20 protein-coding genes and 1 pseudogene are annotated in these 19,556 nt (G+C 65.9%); 8 read left to right on the top strand and 13 right to left on the bottom strand.

The window, feature by feature from the left end; translation table 11 throughout:
- Positions 1-81 precede the first annotated feature (81 nt).
- The 5 genes and pseudogenes from ODJ79_RS44180 to ODJ79_RS44160 all read left to right on the top strand — a co-directional run bounded on the left by ODJ79_RS44180 (position 82) and on the right by ODJ79_RS44160 (position 7,410).
- Complete coding sequence (locus ODJ79_RS44180) at positions 82-1,014, top strand: LLM class flavin-dependent oxidoreductase (protein WP_263029729.1); 933 nt, start codon at positions 82-84, stop codon at positions 1,012-1,014.
- 37 nt (positions 1,015-1,051) lie between these two features.
- Positions 1,052-1,948, top strand: coding sequence for an SMP-30/gluconolactonase/LRE family protein (locus ODJ79_RS44175; RefSeq protein WP_263029728.1), 897 nt, complete (start codon positions 1,052-1,054; stop codon positions 1,946-1,948).
- A 626-nt stretch (positions 1,949-2,574) separates the two neighbouring features.
- The gene (locus ODJ79_RS44170) at positions 2,575-3,231 is read left to right on the top strand and encodes a hypothetical protein (protein ID WP_263029727.1); all 657 of its coding nucleotides are present in this window, start codon (positions 2,575-2,577) and stop codon (positions 3,229-3,231) included.
- Positions 3,232-3,486: 255 nt separating this feature from the next.
- Positions 3,487-3,861: a hypothetical protein gene (locus tag ODJ79_RS44165; RefSeq protein WP_263029726.1), complete on the top strand. Its 375-nt coding sequence runs from the start codon at positions 3,487-3,489 to the stop codon at positions 3,859-3,861.
- Positions 3,861-7,410: pseudogene (locus tag ODJ79_RS44160) on the top strand (AAA domain-containing protein). The gene ODJ79_RS44165 and the pseudogene ODJ79_RS44160 overlap by 1 nt, the downstream one beginning before the upstream one ends.
- A gap of 369 nt (positions 7,411-7,779) precedes the next feature.
- Here the strand turns inward: ODJ79_RS44160 and ODJ79_RS44155 are convergent.
- The 3 genes from ODJ79_RS44155 to ODJ79_RS44145 all read right to left on the bottom strand — a co-directional run bounded on the left by ODJ79_RS44155 (position 7,780) and on the right by ODJ79_RS44145 (position 9,720).
- Positions 7,780-8,289 carry a helix-turn-helix domain-containing protein gene (locus ODJ79_RS44155; protein WP_263029725.1) on the bottom strand — a complete coding sequence of 170 codons (510 nt, stop codon included), beginning with the start codon at positions 8,287-8,289 and terminating at the stop codon, positions 7,780-7,782.
- Between the two features lie 161 nt (positions 8,290-8,450).
- Complete coding sequence (locus tag ODJ79_RS44150; protein WP_263029724.1) at positions 8,451-8,918, bottom strand: RidA family protein; 468 nt, start codon at positions 8,916-8,918, stop codon at positions 8,451-8,453.
- 106 nt (positions 8,919-9,024) lie between these two features.
- Entirely contained in the window at positions 9,025-9,720 is a 696-nt protein-coding gene (locus tag ODJ79_RS44145; RefSeq protein ID WP_263029723.1) for a pentapeptide repeat-containing protein, read from the bottom strand.
- Positions 9,721-9,859: 139 nt separating this feature from the next.
- Here ODJ79_RS44145 and ODJ79_RS44140 point away from each other — a divergent pair, with 139 nt between their 5' ends.
- Positions 9,860-10,180: a DUF4143 domain-containing protein gene (locus tag ODJ79_RS44140; RefSeq protein ID WP_317620757.1), complete on the top strand. Its 321-nt coding sequence runs from the start codon at positions 9,860-9,862 to the stop codon at positions 10,178-10,180.
- A 246-nt stretch (positions 10,181-10,426) separates the two neighbouring features.
- Here ODJ79_RS44140 and ODJ79_RS44135 read toward each other — a convergent pair whose 3' ends face one another.
- The 4 genes from ODJ79_RS44135 to ODJ79_RS44120 form a co-directional block, all read right to left on the bottom strand.
- Positions 10,427-10,819, bottom strand: a complete 393-nt coding sequence (locus ODJ79_RS44135; protein WP_263029722.1) for a type II toxin-antitoxin system VapC family toxin — start codon at positions 10,817-10,819, stop codon at positions 10,427-10,429.
- Entirely contained in the window at positions 10,816-11,082 is a 267-nt protein-coding gene (locus ODJ79_RS44130; protein ID WP_067497482.1) for a ribbon-helix-helix domain-containing protein, read from the bottom strand. Before ODJ79_RS44130 ends, ODJ79_RS44135 begins: the two co-directional genes overlap by 4 nt.
- 45 nt (positions 11,083-11,127) lie before the next feature.
- Positions 11,128-11,382, bottom strand: a complete 255-nt coding sequence (locus ODJ79_RS44125; RefSeq protein ID WP_317620755.1) for a DNA-binding protein — start codon at positions 11,380-11,382, stop codon at positions 11,128-11,130.
- Positions 11,383-11,561: 179 nt separating this feature from the next.
- Complete coding sequence (locus ODJ79_RS44120; protein WP_263029720.1) at positions 11,562-11,792, bottom strand: hypothetical protein; 231 nt, start codon at positions 11,790-11,792, stop codon at positions 11,562-11,564.
- A 597-nt stretch (positions 11,793-12,389) separates the two neighbouring features.
- On the opposite strand from ODJ79_RS44120, the gene ODJ79_RS44115 reads away from it, so the two are divergent.
- Positions 12,390-12,761, top strand: a complete 372-nt coding sequence (locus tag ODJ79_RS44115) for a hypothetical protein (protein ID WP_263029719.1) — start codon at positions 12,390-12,392, stop codon at positions 12,759-12,761.
- Between the two features lie 8 nt (positions 12,762-12,769).
- Here the strand turns inward: ODJ79_RS44115 and ODJ79_RS44110 are convergent, their stop codons facing one another.
- The gene (locus ODJ79_RS44110; RefSeq protein ID WP_263029718.1) at positions 12,770-15,172 is read right to left on the bottom strand and encodes a tetratricopeptide repeat protein; all 2,403 of its coding nucleotides are present in this window, start codon (positions 15,170-15,172) and stop codon (positions 12,770-12,772) included.
- Between the two features lie 134 nt (positions 15,173-15,306).
- Between ODJ79_RS44110 and ODJ79_RS44105 the strand changes: the two genes are divergently transcribed.
- Positions 15,307-17,037 carry a hypothetical protein gene (locus ODJ79_RS44105; RefSeq protein ID WP_263029717.1) on the top strand — a complete coding sequence of 577 codons (1,731 nt, stop codon included), beginning with the start codon at positions 15,307-15,309 and terminating at the stop codon, positions 17,035-17,037.
- Between the two features lie 352 nt (positions 17,038-17,389).
- On the opposite strand, the gene ODJ79_RS44100 is transcribed toward ODJ79_RS44105, so the two are convergent.
- The 5 genes from ODJ79_RS44100 to ODJ79_RS47380 all read right to left on the bottom strand — a co-directional run bounded on the left by ODJ79_RS44100 (position 17,390) and on the right by ODJ79_RS47380 (position 18,974).
- Positions 17,390-17,593, bottom strand: coding sequence for a DUF4926 domain-containing protein (locus ODJ79_RS44100; protein ID WP_263029716.1), 204 nt, complete (start codon positions 17,591-17,593; stop codon positions 17,390-17,392).
- Positions 17,594-17,603: 10 nt separating this feature from the next.
- Positions 17,604-18,038, bottom strand: a complete 435-nt coding sequence (locus ODJ79_RS44095; protein WP_263029715.1) for a DUF6883 domain-containing protein — start codon at positions 18,036-18,038, stop codon at positions 17,604-17,606.
- A 229-nt stretch (positions 18,039-18,267) separates the two neighbouring features.
- Entirely contained in the window at positions 18,268-18,582 is a 315-nt protein-coding gene (locus ODJ79_RS44090) for a helix-turn-helix domain-containing protein (protein WP_263029714.1), read from the bottom strand.
- Entirely contained in the window at positions 18,579-18,737 is a 159-nt protein-coding gene (locus ODJ79_RS47385) for a type II toxin-antitoxin system RelE/ParE family toxin (RefSeq protein ID WP_411267440.1), read from the bottom strand. The genes ODJ79_RS44090 and ODJ79_RS47385 overlap by 4 nt, the downstream gene beginning before the upstream one ends.
- Positions 18,738-18,758: 21 nt before the next feature.
- Positions 18,759-18,974 (bottom strand): hypothetical protein, encoded by a 216-nt coding sequence (locus ODJ79_RS47380; protein ID WP_411267439.1) that lies wholly within the window; start codon positions 18,972-18,974, stop codon positions 18,759-18,761.
- Positions 18,975-19,556: the final 582 nt, after the last annotated feature.

Here is a 19,556-nt window from a genome sequence, read left to right as displayed (position 1 = left end):
TGCCGTCTACCAGAAGAGGGACTGGCCATGAAGGTGTCGTGTGCGTTTCCGACGGCTCTGGACTCGCCCGAGATGATCGCGGTGGCAGAGGCTCTCGGCTACGAGCGGGCTTGGGTCTATGACACCCCGCAACAAAGCCCGGACGTGTGGATGACGCTGGCCCTGGCTGCGGTCCGGACCGAGCGCATTGGTCTCGGTCCGGGTGTCCTTGTCCCCAGCCTGCGGCACCCGATGGTCAACGCTGCCGCCACGGCGACGCTGTGTGCCCTCGCTCCGGGCCGGGTCGCGGTGGCGTTCGGCACCGGGTTCACCGGGCGTCGAGCGATGGGCTACGGGCCGGTCACCTGGTCGTTCATGGACGCCTACATCCGTGCCTACCGGGGCCTCCTGCGTGGTGAGGTGGTCGAGTGGGAGGGGGCCGCCATGCAGATGCTGCACCCCGACGGTCACGCCCCGCACCGTCCGGTGGAGGTCCCGGTGATCGTTGGCGCACTCGGCCCGAGGGGCAACAAGGTGACCAACGATCTCGGCGACGGACTGTTCACCACCTTGCTGCTGCCGGAGTTCGCCAACGACTACTCTTGGTCGGCCTACCTGGCCTGGGGAACCGTCCTCGACGACGACGAGAGCGACGACTCCGAGCACGCCCGTACGGCCGGCGGACCGGGATGGGCACTGTCCTTCCACGGCGCCTTCGAGTTCGGTGGGCCGGACGCCGTCCGCGCTCTTCCGGGCGGTCAGCAGTGGATGGACGTGGTGGAGCGAGCGCCGGCCGCCGAGCGTCACCTCGCCGTCCACGCCCGGCACTGCGTCGGCCTCAACGAGGCCGACCAGGCCGCCTGGAACGCCGGCGGCAACGTCACGCTGCGCGACGTGACGCTCACCGGGACCCGCGCGCAGGTGCGCGACAAGCTCGACAAGATCAGCTCGCAGGGAATCACCGAGATCGTCTTCCAGCCGTGCGGTCCCGACCCGGAGCGGGAGCTCGAGCGATTCCTTGAGGTCGCGCGCTGACCCGTCCACCATCGGCCCGATCACATACGGAGCGACCATGAGCGCGACCGAACCCAGAACGGTGATCGAGGGCCTGTCCTACCTGGAGTGCCCGCGGTGGCATGACGGCCGGATATGGTTCTCCGACTTCTACACCTACGCCGTGTACTCGGCTGCCGCCGACGGCAGCGACCTGCGCCAGGAAGTCGAGGTGCCCCAGCAACCTTCCGGGCTCGGCTGGTTGCCTGATGGGAGACTGCTCGTCGTCTCGATGCGAGACGCACGGATCCTGCGGCTCGAGAAAGACGGAAGCCTCAGCGTCCACGCCGACCTCTCCGCCCACGTGGGTGGACACCCCAACGACATGGTCGTGGACTCCCGCGGACGCGCGTTCGTCGGCGAGTTCGGGTTCGACCTCATGGGAGGGGCTCCGCTAGTACCGGCCCGACTGCTCCGCGTCGACCCTGACGGAACGGTCAGCGTCGCCGCGGACGAGATGCTCTTCCCGAACGGTAGCGTCATCACCGACGACAACACGTTGCTGGTCTGCGAGACCTTCGGCAACCGAGTTGCCGCCTTCGACATCGCCGAGGACGGGACTCTCGCAAACCGACGTACGTGGGCCGAGTTCGGTCCCACACCCACCGAGCGAGACCTCGAGCCGGTGCTCGGCCAATTGGTCGTCGCGCCGGACGGCTGTGGCTTGGACGCCGAAGGTGCGCTCTGGATCGCGGACGCCACGGGCGGACGAGCGATCCGGGTCTTCGAGGGCGGCAAGATCGAGCGGACCGTCGAGCCCGGCGGCGGCGTGTTCGCCTGCATGCTGGGCGGCGATGACGGGCGGACGCTGTTCCTGTGTTCCGCGCCGGACTTCCAGGAAGAAGCTCGCAAGAACGCCCGCGAAGGTCGCCTCCTGGCGGTTGAGGTGAACCAGCCGCACGCCGGCAGGCCCTGAGACCAGATCACGGCGTACCCGCCGGCGAAACGTTGTGCCGAGTCCCCGCCACGCGACCGACCGTGCTCGGGTCGCCCAAGCACGGGGACCCGCGGGCTGGGCCGTTTACAGCCCGCCGGGGGAGACGGCGGGCTACCTCCGCGACGTACCACCGCGGGTGAGCGCTGACCTGGCGTCCCTGTTTCTCTCGGGGGCCGGCGTCGCTTCTGGTCGTCGCGGCTTTGATCCGGTGACCATCGGGCGTCCGTAATGCCACGCAGAGACCAGTTGTTTGCGGAAGGGTGGTCGCGTTCGTGGCGCCGGCGTTCTCGGATCATCCGGCAGTATTCGATCGAACAGCCCGTTTTGATCGCGCGCCTGACGCAGAGTATCCGGCCGAACCTGCACAGTATCGACGACCAGGCGGGCTTCCGCCGGCTCGGCCTTCGGTTCCGCGTCAACGCGTCGCGTACATCCAGCCTGGCGACGGCGAAGCGCGGTGGACGGCCGGTGCGCCGGGCGATCGCCCGGACTCGTATCCCGTAGCGCACGAACGGCCCAAATCCCGGCCGGACATGTACGAGACAGACTGGTCGAGGCGGCGGCATCGGAAAGGTCGGTGCCGAGGCCGACGATCGGGCCGCACGATGGCCCTCCTGATCGCGATGAGTCTCGTCGCCGCCGCCGTGGGCGGAATCATCTTTGTCAGCGGCGCCGAACGGCCGACCACGGAGCCGGTCGCAATCGACGCCGGGCTTCCGGGGAAAACGAGCGTTGCCACGCGAGGTGCGGAACGCGTCCTCTCGGCACCGGTCATCCCTTCCGCGTCTGGCGCGGTTCCTAAACCCTCGTCGACAGCGTCCCGGCCACCGCAGCCGGTGACGGGCCTCAACCAGGCACAGATGAACAATGCCGCGGTGATCGTGCAGGTTGCTCGGGAGCGTGGTCTTTCCCGCCGGGCGATGCTGGTGGCCATGATGACTGGGTTGCAGGAGTCCAGCCTGCGTAACCTGGCCAACCCCGCAGTCCCGGCTTCACTCGACCGGCCAAATGAGGGAAGCGGCAACAACTTCGACTCGATCGGCGTCTTCCAGCAGCGTCCGAGTCAGGGCTGGGGCACCGTGGCGCAGCTCATGAATCCGCGCTACGCCGCAGGTGCCTTCTACGAACGGCTGTTCAAGGTGTCCGACTGGGAGTCCAAGAGTCTTGGCGACGCAGCGCAGGCCGTGCAACGGTCGGCAGCGCCGGACGCCTACGCCGACCAAGAGAAGCGAGCGACCAAGATCCTCGACGTGTTGTTGTGAGCCGCCGAGATCGATCGTGGCTCATCCAAACGTTGCGGCACGGCACGACATCAGGAACCGGCGAGCCCTGGCCCGACGCCCAGCGTGACGCACGGTCGGGACGGAACTTCTACGGGCTGTTCGTCGAGGAGCCGTAGCGGCAATGGGCCGGACAAACCCGAAGCCCAGTCGGAAAGGCGACACATCTATCATCGCTGTTCTTACTATCCGTAGCGTTGCGGACGCGTCTGTGATGGGGCTCAGCGGGAGGTACGGGTGTCCGAGGTCGTCGTCGAAGTCAGCTTCACGTCGCTGCCGGAGGACGATGATTTCGCCCTCGACCTGGTGACCGGCGAGCTCGCCGAGGACCTGAGTGACCTTGGCGAGGTTCGTCGGCTCGACCTCGATGCGGAGCCCGGAAGCAAGGGCGTCGGTGAGCTGGTGCTGGGGACGCTGACGGTCGTTGCCACCGCCGATCCGGGTTACGCGCAGGCTCTCGTCGACTTGGTTCTGGGCTTCCTCGGCCGCAATCGGGGTCGCAAGGCGCATCTGAAGGTCGGCGACATCGAGCTCACGATCGATCAGCCGACCAAGGCGCAGACTTCCACGATGATCGACATCGTTCGGGACGCGATCGAGCGCGCGTACTGATGGGTCGGCACGCGTTGGTGCTGGGCACCGCGACGTATCGCGCCGATCCGAAGCTCGCGGCGTTGCCCGGCGTCCGCCGGGATGTCGAAGAGTTGAGAACGGTGTTGGACACCGAGGGTGACTTCGACAGCGTCGAACACCATCTTGATCTGCCGGCCGCGCACATGATGCAGGTCGTCGAGGAATTCTACGGCGCCCGGCGTACCGGTGACCTTGCTGTCTTCTACTACTCCGGCCACGGCATCCTGTACGACGACCGGCAGTCGCTGTTCTTCGGGACCATCGACACCGACACGGCCCTGCTGCACACCACCGCGTTCGACGTCGAGGGAAGACTGCGCCATCTGCTCAACCACACCAAGGCCAGCCAGAAGGTAGTCATTCTGGACTGCTGCTTCTCGGGCTCGTTCACCGCGCGTCACCGGCTCGGCAACGGCGTACGGCAAGAGCCGCGTCGGCTCAAGCGCGAGCGCGGCACGTTCATGCTCCAGTCGAGCGACCACCTGAAGGCGTCCAAGGCTCAGGGCCCGGATCGGCCGTCGGTGTTCACCGAGGTGCTGCTCGCCGGGCTACGCGGGGCGGCCCAGCCGACCGCCGAGGGCGGCTGGATCACCGCGAGCGACCTTTCCCGATACGCCATGACCGAGATGGCACGCCGCCGCCAGGATAAGCCGGTCGAGTCGAGCGAGGGTGTCACCGACCCCATCCCGCTGGTGGCTGGGCCGGGCGAGCGCGTGCAGCGGCCCCCGAGCGGCCGGACCGAGGATCCGGACGACGCACCGTTCGACACCGACCGGTGGCGGCGATTGCTCGGCTACTACGTCGGCTGCCTACAACGTTTGGCCGTTCTGCAGTTCTTCGTGAATCCAGGAGATAGGGACACCTACCTCGCCGCGCCCGCAGGCCGGGAAGTCATCTTCTCGGCCACCGAGGCGATCCCGCTGAAGGGGAGTGGGCGGCAGCTTGCCAAGCTCGCCGAGGACAGCGGACGCTCGCTGCAGTACGGCTACCCGGTCGTCGCCTTGCAGCAGAAGGGCAAGCAGCAGGTACGTCTGGCGCCGCTGCTCGTGGCCAGCTTGACCTCGGAGACGACGGGGCGGCGCACCCGGCACCACCGCAGCCGAGCTCAGCTCTGATCGACCACTTCCAGCTGGCGGAGGTAGAGGCGGAAGAACTGCGCCAGGCGGTGGCCGAACTGATCGAGCCCGGCGATCGCGGCTCCCTGGCCAAGGCCGTCAACCTGGTGGCGAACACGTTCGGCGTGAAGCCGGTGTCCGCCCTCGACCCGGAGAACCTGGTCGGAAAGGTCAACGCAGGGCCGATCAACCGCGCGCAGAACGCCGGGATGCTGTTCGCCGCCGGCAGCACGGAGTCACCGGAGCAGCAGCTGATCGAGGACCTGCGGGAGATCACCAAGAACGCGGGAAAGATCGCATCGACCGCCCTTGGTGCCCTGTCGCGCGGGGCCGACGATGAGGACAAGCCGGATAACGACGCCCTGACGGTGGCGCTGAGCCCGGTCAACGAGACACAGGAGGAGATCATCCGTGCGGCGATGAGCCGCCCGCTGACCGTCGCACAGGGGCCGCCCGGCACCGGCAAGAGCCAACTGGTCACCGCGTTGCTGGCTACCGCGACGGCGGCCGGGCAGAGCGTGCTGATCGGCTCCACCAACAATCGCGCGGTCGATGAGGTCGTCGAGCGGGTCACCGGCATGATCGGCCCCGGCCTGGTGCTACGCACGGGCAACAAGGATTATCGGCAGCGGGAACCGCAGTACCTCGCCGAGGTGATGCAGGCGTGGCCACCGCCGATACCGGACGCTCGTGGCCGTGGAACGAGTTGCGGCTCGCGGCGCAGGAGATCAGCCGACTGCGCGACGATCTTGACCAACACCGTCTCCTCGAACGTGATCTCGCCGACCTTGCCCTCGAGCGGGACCTCGCCCTGGCCGACGACGACGCGGCCTTGGCCCGGCTCGTCGACCTCACCGACCGAGCGCTGCGGAGCTGGTGGTTCGGGTGGTGGTACCGCTGGCGGCTGCGGTCCCGAGGGGTGTCCGACCGTGCGTCGATCGCCGCGCTGGGTGAGCGGGCGGTCATCGAGCAGTGCTGGCGCGAGCGACGGCGACAACTCGCGTCCCGGCCGGGCACCGCCGAACAAGCCTGGAAGCGGCTACGAACTCTGCAACGGGACACCCGACCCGAGCACAGCGATCAGCTGCTGCGCGCCCAGATCGCTGCCCGGGTCACCGCCGGCTCGACCGTGCTGCGGAACCGGGCTGACGAGATGGCGAAGCCGGACGGGAAAAGCTGGTCCTACATGCCGGAGATCCTCGCCGTGCTTCCCGGCTGGGCGACCACCGCGATGTCGGCCCGCCGGCTGCGGCCCAATGCCGGACTGTTCGACCTGGTCGTCATCGACGAAGCCGCCCAATGCACGCCCGCGGCCATCCTGCCCATGCTCTACCGAGCCAAACGCGCCCTGATCATCGGTGACCCACGGCAACTCGCCCCCGTGGTGGAACTTTCCGACGCCGACGATCGGGGCGAACAGGCGCGCAACGGGCTTGGGCACGAGTGGCTGACGAATCGCCGCTTGACCCACCGCGGCCATTCGGCGTACGAGGCGTTCGCCACCGCGGCCGGAAGCACGATCCTGCTCGACGAGCACTATCGCTGCCACCCGGAGATCATCGACGCGCCGAACCGGGTCGTCTACCAGAACCGGCTGGTCGTACTCACCGACCCGGCCCGGCTGACCGCACCGGCCGAACCCGCTACCCGCTGGGTGGACGTGCCGGGCCGCTTCAGCCGCGGCGCCACCGGGTCCGGTCGCAACTTCGACGAGGTGCAGGCAGTGGTGGGCGAGGTGCAGCGACTGCGGAAGGAGTACCCGGACGCCTCCATCGGTGTGGTGACACCACTCGCCGAGCAGCAGCGCACCCTGGACCGAGCCCTCAAGGAAGCTGGCCTCGGCGACAACTTGCTGTGCGCGACCATTCACAAGTTTCAGGGCAGCGAGAGGGACATCATGGTCATCTCGCCGGTCGGTGCGCAGGGCATCAGCGAGCAAACCCGCGGCTGGCTCGTCAACCAGACCAACCTGTGGAACGTCGCGATCACCCGGGCCAAGTCCCAGCTCTTCGTCGTGGGCGACAGATCGTGGTGGTCCGCGCAACGCGGGCTGCTCGCAGCGCTCGCCACGCCGTCAGCGCCGGCGGCCGACAACGCCGACGTTGACCCGCGCCCGGTCGACAAGCTGATCCCCGGACTGCGCGCCGCCGGGCTGACCGTGTGCTGGGGCACACCACTGCCGGGGTATCCGGTCGACTTCACGCTCAGCCTCGGCGACAAGACCCTGGCGGTACTCGTGGACGATCCCGAAGGCAATCCGGAAGGGCGACCTCTTCGTCGAGTCCTGGGTCGGCTCGACATCATTGCCGCAGTCACGGAAGTGCGGCGAGTGCCGGCCTGGCGCTGCCTCGCCGAGCCGGGCCAGGTCGTTACCGAACTGCGCGAGGCGCTCGACGTCAGATTTGTGGAGTGACCGGGCGTGGCGTGGGTGAATCGTTCGGCAGGCTCACGAGGGCGACTGGGCCGTCAGATTCGTGACGGGCGGGTTGCCGCACGGCCGTGACCGGACGGCTGCGCGCCCGTTAGCTTGGCTTGAACCCGCCGTCCGCCTTCTCGGACGGCCGCCCTACCAGGTCAGAGGGCCGAGATGGCGTCGTACCTCAGCTGCAAATCGCGGCACGCCGGTGCGTTGCAGAAGGACAAGGACCTCCGGCAGGGTGTTCGGCACTCGCCGGTAGGAGGCGGCCTGGTGAGGGAGCACAGCCATGGTCAAGCCCCGGGGTAGAGATCGAGTTGGTCGAGGAGGAAATCGTCGGGGTGGATTGCCGCGATGTCATAAGGCTTAAGGGCCTGCTCCGGGAAATCGCGAAGGTTGAAGGTGACGATGGCTTCGCCGGGAGTCGAGGGTGATCTCGTACAGGTCGTCGTCCTCGGCTTCCGCGGCCATCTGGTCGAGGGCGCGGCGGCGTTCGGTGCGGGTGCGTTCGGAGTAGTCGAGGATGTCGCGCAGCAGGACCCGTCGATGCCGGCCGCGCAGGCTGTGCGGGATCTCACCGTCGGTGAGCAGGCGGACCAGAGTAGGGCGCGAGATGTTGAGCAGATCGGCCGCTTCCTGGGTGGTCAGCATCGTGTTGTGCGGGGCGATCGAGATGGCCATGCCCTGGGACAGGGCACCGACGACGTCACGTAGCAGCTCGTAGAGTTCGGCCGGGATGTCGAGCTGCGAACCGTCCGGGCCCACCAGCTTCGCTCGGGCGGGGGCCTCAGCGTCGGCCAGACCCCGCGCGAAGCGCACGAGATCGGCGGGGTCTTCAGGCGGCAGAACGGTCCGTTCACGCAGTGTGCTCGACATGAAGTCAGCCTACCGCTATTCGAAAAATCCGAAAAGCCGACTACGACTTGACGAAGCTTAGTGCCCGGGTAGCCGGGCATACGGCGCTGCGACGCAACACGTCGGCGGAGGGCTCCTTCTCGATCAAGGGCCGGCTCGCTGCTGCCGCCGTGTCCAGGAGATCAGGATCCAGGCGAAGGAAGTCGGCCACCGCTCGCAACGGCCCGCTCAGCTTCGCCAGTCCGGCCGCGACCGGAGGCTCCGCGGTCGCCGGATCGGACTTCATGCGACAGCGATTGCCTCGATTTCCAGCAGCCACGCCTCGTCGTAAATGCCGGTAATGATGACGGTGAGAGCCGGACTATGGCCACCAAGGCCTCGTGCCGGATCTTCGCGTTTGCCTCTCGGTATTGCCTATCCGATAGGAAAATCGTCACCTTGGCCAGGTCATGTACGGCCATGCCCGCATCGTCCAGGACCGCCAGCACGTTCTGCCATGCGAGGCGACATTGGGAATCGAAGTCGTCGGGAACCCCGCCATCGACAGTTTCAGGAACCTGCCCACTGATGAAAAGTGTCCGGCTTGCCTCGGTAACGAGAGTGCCCTGGGCGTAGGACCGTGGTTGGGGACTGAGGCTGGTGACCTTCATGCGAAGAACCATAGAAACATGCCGGCCGTTGTGTCGAGGCTATTGCTGAGCGTCAGCATTCCAGGCGGATGGCCTCAAAGCGGCTTTCCGCCCTGGGGTGGTCGCGCTACTGGTCAGCGCGCTCCACCACGATCCCGAGCGCCCCGGCGAGGATGTACGACAACTCGAGAAGGTCATCGGGATGTACCACCGCTCCCTGCCAACTGGTGATGCCGCCGACCCCTTGCAGCTCACAGCGCCGGAACCGGGTACCGGCCATCGTGGCCTTGTGGAACTGCGTGCCCGACAGATCACATCGGGTGAAGCTTGCGCCACGCAGGTCAGCCTCGGTGAAATCAGCGCCGGCCAGATTGCAGCCGTCGAAGGTCACTGCGTCGAATCGGGCGAACCGCCAGTTCGTCAGATCGAGCTTGCCATCGACGAAGGCGACATCACTGAGCCGTCCGTCGTTGCAGGCCAGTCCGGTCGCCCGGCAGCCCGACAGCGTCACTCGCTCGAGCCTTGCCTTCTCGGCCCGCATGTTCGACAGGTCGGCGGTCTCCACCACGCAATCGATGAAGCGAACGCTCGGCAGGTGCGCGCCGGCGAAGCCGGTCCTCCGGAAGGCGCACCGGTCGAAGACGACGCCCTCAGCCGGCGCGCCGGCAAGGTCGACGTCGCCGTAAGCGACGGCCTCGACCGTCTGCTCGTGTTCGAGTTCGCGCTGCACGTCGCCGGCCGGCCGAAGCTCGGCGGGTATCTTCGGCTCTCGCGGTGGTCCCGGGCGCGGACGGCGGTTCACGGCAGCTCGTCGATTCACCACGGGGCCACCCTACGGGCCATAACTGAGCCGCAGGCAGCGGCCGGAACACCGATCGGCCGCTGCCTGCGGTTGCCGGCCGGTGCGGGGCCCCGGTCCGGCCGCTCGCGGTTCCGGCACGTAGACCTGACCCGGCGATCTACTGGGTCGCATCCTCGACACTCTCGTGGTTGCGCAACTCCGGGCCGAATGCGTCGTCGGCGCCGACATGTATCACCTTCGCGACGCCAACGGCCGTCGTGGGATCGACCTCCTGATCGAGGCACGAGACGGCCAGATCATCGCGATCGAAGTCAAGGCGACGGCAGCGCCTTCCAGAGAGGATGTCCGCCACTTGGAATGGCTGCACGAGCGACTCGGTGCGAGGCCGGCCATCGGGCTTCTCATGCACAGCGGCCCGCGGATCTTTAGGATGGCCGAGCGCATCCTCGCCGTCCCCATCGCCAGCCTGTGGTCGAGTTGATTGCGGCATTAGCAGCTGCGTTGAGCGCGACCGGCGACCGGCCGTGAGCGGACCACCCGGCGAGCCCACCGTAACGTGGGGTCTGGGGTCGCTCCCAGGCAAGTATCGTGGACCGGACGTTGCACCATGCGAACCGCCGCATCGTCGTTTTCGGCAGTCCGTTGGCCGTACGTTTGACCAGCTCGCGCGCCGGTTGCAGCGGCGACAAGGGCTAACCGGCCGTCGAGCGCCCCCCGCGCGGGTAGATCACACCCGGCGTACGACCAACCCCGGCTTGACCTCCGCCGCAGCCCCCAGGTGAGTGATGTCGCCCGGATCGCTGGTGAACACGATCGCGCCGTACGCCAGCGCCGCCGTGACCACTACGGCGTCGACGACATCACGGGTGCCGGCCTTGCCGCACAGAACCCCGGCCGCCTTCGCCGTCTCCATACCGATCGGGAGGATCTCACAGCTGTGTAGAAACCTGCCCAACTGCACCTGACGGCGGGCATCACGCCAGGCTTGGGCCACGACGACGGCGGGGACGAGCAGACGGCGCCCCTCTTCGATCGCCAGGTGATGGATCACCCACATACGCCGGTCGTTACCGTCGACCGCCAGCAACACGCCGGCGTCATAGACGTACGGGATACTCACGCTGCCGCCGGGCCGGAGACGTCAAAAGCTTCCGCGTCCGCCGCCGCCATCTCGGCCCGTGCTGCCGCGAGTTCTTCGAGCGTGAACGCGCCATGCTCGGCTTGCCAGTCGGACACGACTTTTCGTCCTACCCGCCGCCGAAGCTCACTCTCCGCCGCGCTCGCCACGAGCCGCGACAGTGGGACCCCGTCCTCGCGCGCCGCCGAACCGAGGGCCTCGACCAGTTCCTCCGGGAGCGTCACCGTTACCTTCTTCACCGCCATAGAATCACCATACGCCTGTATGGCGGTCGGTCGGGACGTCGCGACCTACCCTCCCTCGGCAACCGCCTCGTGCGTCTCGTCGATGCGCCGCGCACCCCGACGCATTCGGATGTTCTCCCGTTCGTCCTGCATGCGCGTGATCCAGGCATCGACGTCTTTGATACGCCAGACCTTGCCCATCTGCAGCTCGTCGTAGGGTTTCGGAAAGCTTGGGTCGGTGGTGATCTGGTAGACGCGCTGGCGGCTGGGCCGCCCCAGGCGCTCGCGGATCTCACCGGCCCCCATCAGATGCTCAGCCATGCCCATGACTATAGGCATACGACAAGTGTGATCGCCATGCGGACGCCTCGTCGCCGATTTGCACGAAGATCATCGTGGGGGACGTTGCACCATGCGAACCGCTCGACCTTCGTTTCCGGTGCCGCGCTGCCGATGCGCATGACTCGACGAAAGCGTGCAGGGGACGCGAAATGAGACCTTCAACTGGCGAAGACGACGCCGGGTGGAAACTCGCCTTCCGCCTGCCACGCCCGTTTGATCTTCGCTGCCACCGCGCCGGCCGCGGAGTCGAATCGGCCGTCTTCGGCGGCGATCTGCCAGGTGTGCTTGTCGATTCTCAGCGTCCTGTCGAACTGGCGATCCAGTCCGAATTCGTACCGGACCTCGTCCGCGGTCTCGGTGATCTTCCGCCCGACGACCATCATGCCCATGTTTGCCTCCAGGGTTTCGAGTAGTCCTCGTAGGTCGGGGCAGGGATCTGATTTTGCCAGTTGGAAACCTCGTTCGCGGCGGCGTGGGCCTGTTCATACGTGGCGCCAGGATGGGTGTTGTAGTAGCGAGCCTCCGCGGACTCACGCTCCAGCAAGGCGACGTCCTCGGGTCTGGCTTGTCCGGAACGTAGCCGCAGCCAGGCCTCGGCCATGTCGGGACTGGCGTCGTAGCGGCGGTGTACGACTCCGCCGTCGTAGTCGGTGAGAGGATGTTCCTCGAAGAAAGATGTGATCGCGGATCCGGCCGATCTCCTCGGCCGAGAACCCTGTTGAGCCGTCGAGCCGTGTGACCTCTCGCAGATGGCTCGCGATGACGTCGGCGTCGGCATTTTCCCGGATGTGGTCGTAGGCGTCGTTGGGCCATTGATCCTGGCGTTCGTAGTCGCCTGCGTTTCGTGGTCGGCTGGACAAACAGAACCTTGCGGAATGGAGGCATACCGCAGGCGACTCGGCACCTTCGAGGCATGGAGTGAATACGGGCGATTAGCGAGACTTCGCTATCATGACGGCTTCAGCCCAACGGTAGATGGAGGTCAAGTGGAGCCCCTCACCACCGCCACGCTCGCAGCAGCCCTCACCGCACTGGTCAACAGCACGGCAGGCGAAGCGGGGAAGGCCGCCTGGGCTTCGCTGAAGACGTTTGTCACGGCGCGACTCGTCCGACACCCTGAATCAGCGGATGCCCTTGCGGCGCTGGAGGGTCCGGCCGGTGATCACGCCACAGCAGAGCATCTTGCATCGATCCTCTTCACGCTTGCTCAAGAAGATCAGACTGACCGCGCCTGGCTGCAGACCTGGTGCTCGGAGGTCCGCTCCGTCGCGCAAGTGAATAATGTTGTAACAGGACGGGCTCACGTCAGTGGCAACGTGATCCAGGCTCACACCATCAACGGTGGCATCAAGCTCTGAAATGACCGCTACGCAGCTGAAGGAGCCTTGCCCGCGAGAGTGCGCGCGCGACGGCTCCACCAAGCGGCGGTTGCTATTCTCCCGTCCTCGAACTCCATGATTGCAAGCATGTCCGCGGCGTGGGCGTCCTCGGCGTCCGCGGCCTGGCGATACCACTTCTTCGCCTGACTCCGGTCGCCGCTGTTCGCACTCAGTGCACCCAGGTTGAAGGCGGAATCGATGTGACCTGCCTCGGCCGCCCTGATCAGGTACGGCAAAGCCTCCTGCTCTCGATCGGTTTCCAGAAGATGAGCGCCGAGAGCAGCGATGGCCACGAGATCGTCCCGCGCCGAAGCACGCTCCAGCCATCCCATGGCGTCCTCGACTTGGCCGGCGTTATAGAGCAACCGGCTCAACGCGTGGATGGCTTCGATGTGGCCAGCCTCAGCCGCACGGCGAAGCCATCGCATCGCCTCTTCGACGTCTCCTTGAGAAGCTGCCAAGCCCCCAAGGTTGTACATCGCAAGCGGATGGCCGGTGCCCGCGCCAAATTCGAATAGAGCCGCGGCACGTTCGGGGTCACCTATGTCGAGGCATATGGCACCCAAATTCACCGCAGCGTCGGCCGATCCCTGCTCTATCGCCTGCTCGTACCAATGCTGTGCCTGGTCAAACCGCCCCGCGCTGTGGTGGAAATATCCGATGTTGAACGCGGCGCGATAGTCTCCTGCTTCTGCCGCTACCAAATACCACGACTGGGCCTCATCTTCGCGGCCGCTCTCGGACATCAATTTTCCGAGATTGGTTGCGGCCGGATGATGCCCGAGTTTCGCTCCGCGCCGATACCAAGCCTCTGACTCAACCAGCTCGCCATCCAGTTCGAGCTGAAAGGCCAGATTGAAACAGGCCGTCGGATGTCCACCTTCCGCCGCAACGCGAAACCAACGAATCGCCTTTTCGTTGTCCCCTGCGGTCAACGCGAGAACGCCCAGGTTGCAGGCCGAGTTGAGGGAGCCACCCGCCGCAGCCTGTTCGAAGAGCCGAGATGCTTCCTCCGGACGACCGCTCTCGCTGCACAGGACGCCCAAGTTGTAGGCGGCCAAGATCGCATGGCCTGAGGTCTTGCCTTCAGCCAGCGGACGCCAGATCGACTCAGCGAGAGTCAGCAGGTACGCGCCGCCGGTCTCCGCCGCGTTCGCCGCGATTTCAAGAAGGCCGTCGCTGCCTGCCTCTTCCACCGCCCGACGCCAGACGACGTCGGGAATGGGCATAGACCTGGACATGCGTTCGGTCTCGTCAACAAGGTAGTCAAAGACCGCCCACTGGGCGTCACCAGCGGGGAGGAGGGGGCTACTTACGCCGAGCCTGGCCTTCGTGGCCCAAGCCAGCGCATCCGTCAACGACTCCGGGCGGAGGAGCGGACCACCGGCCTCTTCCAGATAAGCTTCGTGGAGTTCGACTAGCAACGCCTCGGCGTAGGGGCCTGGCAGTCCTATTCGTGCGAGTGCGACACCGGCCGACACCAGAGCTCCGCCTCGAGGGTGGCCGTCCACGTCCATAGATTGCCGCCACTCGGACCAGATCATCGGTCCCGCCACCAGATATTCCGCCACCCCGTGAGGGCCATGGTGCGAAGCCGCGTCGGCGATCCTCTCGTCGCTCACCTGACGAGCCCGTTCAAGTTCGCCTTCGGTCCACCGACGCAGAAGCTCGACAGGATCGGCCTGTTCCACGACACGCGCACCGATTCGGCGGATCTGTTCAGCCGCCGGGTTGGGTCCGGCTGCTGGCCCGCCGGTTCGGAATACCTGGAATCGCTGCGTTCGCATCGTCGCAACGACAACGACGCCCGCGCTCAAACAGGTCGCGAGAGCACGGCTGCTGAATGCCTCAGGTCCGAGGAATTGGTCGAGATCGTCCAGCCAAAGAACACATGACACCGGCCGACGGATCAGAGCATCGAGAAACGGTGCGACTTCTTCGCCGCTCTCGGGGCTCGCCACGCGGTGTCCCGGCAGAGCTGCCCTGACCGCCTCGAATGCGGTCCTGGACTTGCCTGCCGCGGAGTGTCCGACCAGGAGTACGAATCCACCAGTGTCTGCCACGCCACGAAGGCGCTCCCGAAGATCACCATCGATATCACGCGGCACGTACGGCGGGATCCCATCGTCTCCAAGACGTTGGGCGCGACGGACGCCGGCCGGTATTGGCTGCCATTCGTCGGCGAAGGGCCACTCGTCAGGGTCCTCCAGTCGTCTTTCGTGCGACGGCGACATCACGATCGGGCCGTCGTGATGACCAATCTGGAGAATCGAGCCCTGGACAGTGCCGCCTGCCATCGTGTTGTGGACGGGGACGGGACGCGGTTGTTGTTCAGGTGGTCCGACCCGCTTCTCGTCATCGACAGATCCACCCGATGGCGTGCCGGTCACCTCGAACGCTCGCCCCCTGCCCGTCCACGGTCAGCCGTCAGCCCGCTTGCCCGACGCCTCCACAGTCGCATGGATGAATACCATAGTCGAGCCGGCAGGGAGCCGGCACATGTCGCGTCCGTGGAGGCGACCTGATGGGTAAGGGCAGCCGATCCCGAGATCAACGCCGATCCGGCAAACGCAAGGACGGGAAGGCCAAACGCGGAATCGCCCCGAAGCCGAGCCAGGACCAAGAGAGCGAAAGCCAAGCCGCCCTCAACCGCCTGATGAGGCGATCCATGGAGGGACGGCTCAGTGTTGCCAGCGCCTTCGCGGCCGGCTATGGCGCCGTAGCCTGGGCCCAGCATGAGGAAGACGAGCCCGAGTGGTACGACAAACTCGACCCTCTTGACCTGCTCGTGCTCGGTGACGCGTTTCCGCAGACGTTCGACGACCCGTTCCAGTTCGGAAACGCCCGCACCGCCTGGCTTCGACGCATCTTACTCAGCACACACCGACGCGACATCGAAGCCTTCGTCGAGCTGGCGGCCAGCCTGAGTTCGGCTCGAGCCATTCCGATTGACAATCCGAAACTCTGGCACCTGCTCATGCCGCGGCTCGAGGACGCGGGCCTCGATCGACGCGCCTTGCCGGCCTCGCTACGCCTGCGTAGCCTTGCGGAGGCCCGCTTCCTCCGCGGACCGGCCCCCGCAGAGTTCGAAGCGCCGCCGGCGAAGACACTCGCCATGGCAGGCTCCTACCTGTCAGGCATCGGCGTCCGGCACACGGCGACTGAATCCTGCGCCGACCTGCTTGCCGACGGCGTCTATCTATTGGAGCAAGTCGGGCTTCCTGTTCGGACCGAGCCCGGCATGTTGCTTCTCGCGCTGTACGCCGCCGCCGCGGCGTCAGATGACGAGCCCACCGAGGAGATTTTTGAACGCGCCCACGCGTGGGCGCTCGGTCTCGATGAGGCTTCCTCCTTGGTCGACGTCGTGGATGTGATCATGCTGGCCGCGGAGCGAGAGCTCGACGTCGTCACGACCATCGCTCATCTCTTCGCTCTGCCGGCATTCGGCAACACGATCGACGAGAAGGACAAGCGATGGCATAGCGCGCCTGGAACCGACTTCTCCCGCATGGCATTCGACCTGGCCATCCCACGGGTCATGACCCAGGAGACGATGCGTGTGCGCCTCGGTCCGATAGCATCGTATTCACTGGCCGCGAAGATGCGCAAAGTCGAAGAAGATCTAGGGAGGCCGCTTCTCCCCGACGAACCCCTCTTTCCTGATCCGGATGAAGCGCTCAAGGAATGGGCCAACATGCTCCGGTCCGCCGGTATTCATCCGGCATGGATCTACGCTTACTGCGAGGCGAATTGCCGACTCCCCAAGCCGGACGGAAGTTTTTACTCACCGGACGATCGCGCGGAGTGGAATGACGCCATCGCAGCCTATCTCGCGAATCATCCCGGAGTCGCCGCCCCGAAGCACAAGCGTGAGGTGGCCAGGTTCCGAAGCATGCTGGGCATGATGACGCTGGCGAGTTTCATCCAGGACCCGGCGCTGGCCACGCGGGCGATCGAACTGCTGAACAACGATATTGCCGGTGACCCAGAACTCGAGCTCCTCGGCGATCTGCTCGCCGCGGCAGAGAGCGAGCTTCGTTCAAGGTTTATGGGAGATGCATCGATGCGGCTCAGAGCCTTTGCGTTCGCACGATCCTGGGGCGGGGAATCGCTGGTCGAACGTCTTAGGGGTTGCGTTGCTTCCGACCCAGAATCCACTCTTTGTGACGACAGCGTCCTACTGACGTTGGGCGCGGCCTACTACCAAGGCCCGCTGTCTGCCGACGCCCCCGATTCGTCACTCCCCTCCGCATAGCTTTCCACAGGCGTTTCAAGGAGATCCAGACGTCCGCAACCGTGTCGCCCACTTCGCCGGCCGAATTGCTTCCTCAAGACAGGGCGCCAGTTCTCGCGAGCTGTGCACGGCTCACTCGTACGCAATAAGACCGTGACCAGCGATAGCCTGGCGGCGGACCGCCCAGCGCCCCCACCGCACCGTGGGTCTGGGGGTCGTCCCCAGGTAAGTGGAGTGGACCGGACGTTGCACCATGCGAACCGCTCTGCCGTCGTCCCAGGCACCCCGATGTGGGTTCGTTCGTTGCGTTCCCGGCGTGTGCGAGCGATCCCGTGACCTCATGGCCGGCGTCTCAACGGTCCATGGAGCACCTTCACCGGCCCGATGGGGCGACCTGGCGAATTTGGTCTGACGTCAACGGAACCTGGGCGATCGTGCGGCCGCTTCCATCGGTGAATTCCACCTCGTAGGCCCGGTGCGGCTCCTCGAAAACGTGTACGACCGCACCGATCGCTCCAGCAGCCAGGCCTTCCTCAGGTAGGTCGACAAGTAGCCGCACAGTGTCGTAAAGCTCCATGTTGCCCTCGCTACGGGAATGAAATGGTTACCAATCGTGGTGTAGTAGATCCGACATCGAGTATCCAGGCCGTGCGCACAGTGATAGTGCCCCGGGGGCCAGTCAGCGGCACGTCGACCGCCCAACGCTGACCGTACTCGTCAACTTTGCCCTTGATCGGCGTGCCGTTGAGTACGCCGTCGCGGATCTGCTGGTCGATCCGCGCGGCGTCACCGGTGTCCAAACCCGTGGCGCTGTTGATGACGCGATATTTGTTGCCACCCACCGGATGGTCCGGGTTCATGGCGTAGGCAGTGATCTTTCCGGAGTCGATCTCGACATCGGCGAAGTTGGGTGCGTTCGCTGGTGCTGACGATTCGCCGCCAGGTTCCCGGGCCTGACCGCCACCCTCGCGCGGCCGCCCTGCTCGGGCGACCTCGGCGAGAGCGTCATGCGCCTGGGCCACGCTTCCGGGTCGCAGTAACGGTGTCCCACCGCCGTCGTCTCCGTGACGGCCTGCCGGTTCTCCATCATCACCGGCTCCGCTGCCGCGTGGTGTCCTCGGCCGCCCGGTCATGGCGCCGCCTGTTCAGCAACTCGCCCACACTCGCCGAAGCTAACATGCAGCGTCCATCAATGTGCCCAGCGCTAGCTGCCGCACCTGAACGGCTATCGCGGTTGAGTGGACGCGTTCTTCAGGCGATCTGGCGAAGGTCGTTGCCGTAGTCGAAGATGATCCGCATTCGCGCGCCCAGGGCTCGCGCGTATCGGCTTAGGGTCGCGACCTCGTTGACGTCGAGGTCGCCGTTCTCGATCTGGCTGACACGCCCGGGTGAGACACCCATCAGCTCGGCGACCTGTCGTTGTGTCATGCCCAGTCGCTTGCGTTCTTCGGCGAGGTGGTAGGCGCTGATCCAGGCTTCGGTCCGCGCCCGCTCCGCAGCAAACGCTTCCTCGTCCCCGTCGTGCAGCTCCGCACGGAGGTCTTCCCAATCCTGGAACTCGCTCATGAGCTCTCCCTCCGCTTTCTCTCTTCGGCCAGCCAAGTCTCGTAGGCGCCTTCGGCGATCGGAATCGCCGTCTTGTACCACCGGCTCCAGTCGCCGGCTTTGTTCCCGGCCACCAGCAGGACGGCCTGCGACCACGGATCGAAGACAAACAACACTCTGATCGCGACGTCCCGGCCTCAGCGGGGCCGTAGCTCCTTGAGGTTGCCGATCGTCGACCCGTGCAGCGTGTCGACCATCGGACGACCGAGCGCTGGGCCGGTCTCGGCGAGCATGTCGATGGCGACGTTTACTGATCGGAAGACATCCGGTTCCGCCTGCCGTAACGCACGCAGCAAGGCACGCACGTCAGACGTGGTCCTGATCGACCAACGACGTGGTGCGTCGTGTGGCATGGACCAACTATAGCTTGAGCTAAACAACGACGGAACGGTTCTCGCGATGCGTCGCTCGCTGTGAGCGCCCCCGCAGGTCGGCTCGGAGGTTGGCCGAACGCTGCAACCATGCGAACCGCTCCGCGGTCGCCCCTGGTATGCCGACGTCGGTCCGTTCATTGAATTCACGGCGCGTGCGAGCGGTTCCGTGACCTACTGACCGGCTGCCTCAACGGCGGGTCACCAGGCTGGTGACTCAGGCGCACGTGAGACCTATGCCGAGGTAGCGGGCCGAACTGGTCGAGCACAAGCGATCCGGGTGAATTGTCTCGACGTCCTGCGACTTGAAGGCTGGCCAGGGAAGGCTGTTGAGACTGAAACCGGAGATCGACAAACTTCACGCCCTCCGCCTCTTTGGGTAATGTGGCGACTACTACGAGTCGTGGCGAGGGCGGCATGGCATCTGGCTCGCGATCGAACAACTTTCAGCGAGAGATCGCAGCGCAGAGGCGGGCAGCCGAGCAGGCGGCCCGCCAGCAGGCGCGCGATCAAGCTTTGGCCTACGAACAGAGCCGCAAAAACCAAGCCTCGCAGATGACGGCT

Source organism: Actinoplanes sp. KI2 (assembly GCF_025630775.1).
GTDB lineage: Bacteria > Actinomycetota > Actinomycetes > Mycobacteriales > Micromonosporaceae > Actinoplanes.
Note: the sequence above shows the minus strand (reverse complement) of the source record. Positions and strands in the feature narration are given on the sequence as shown.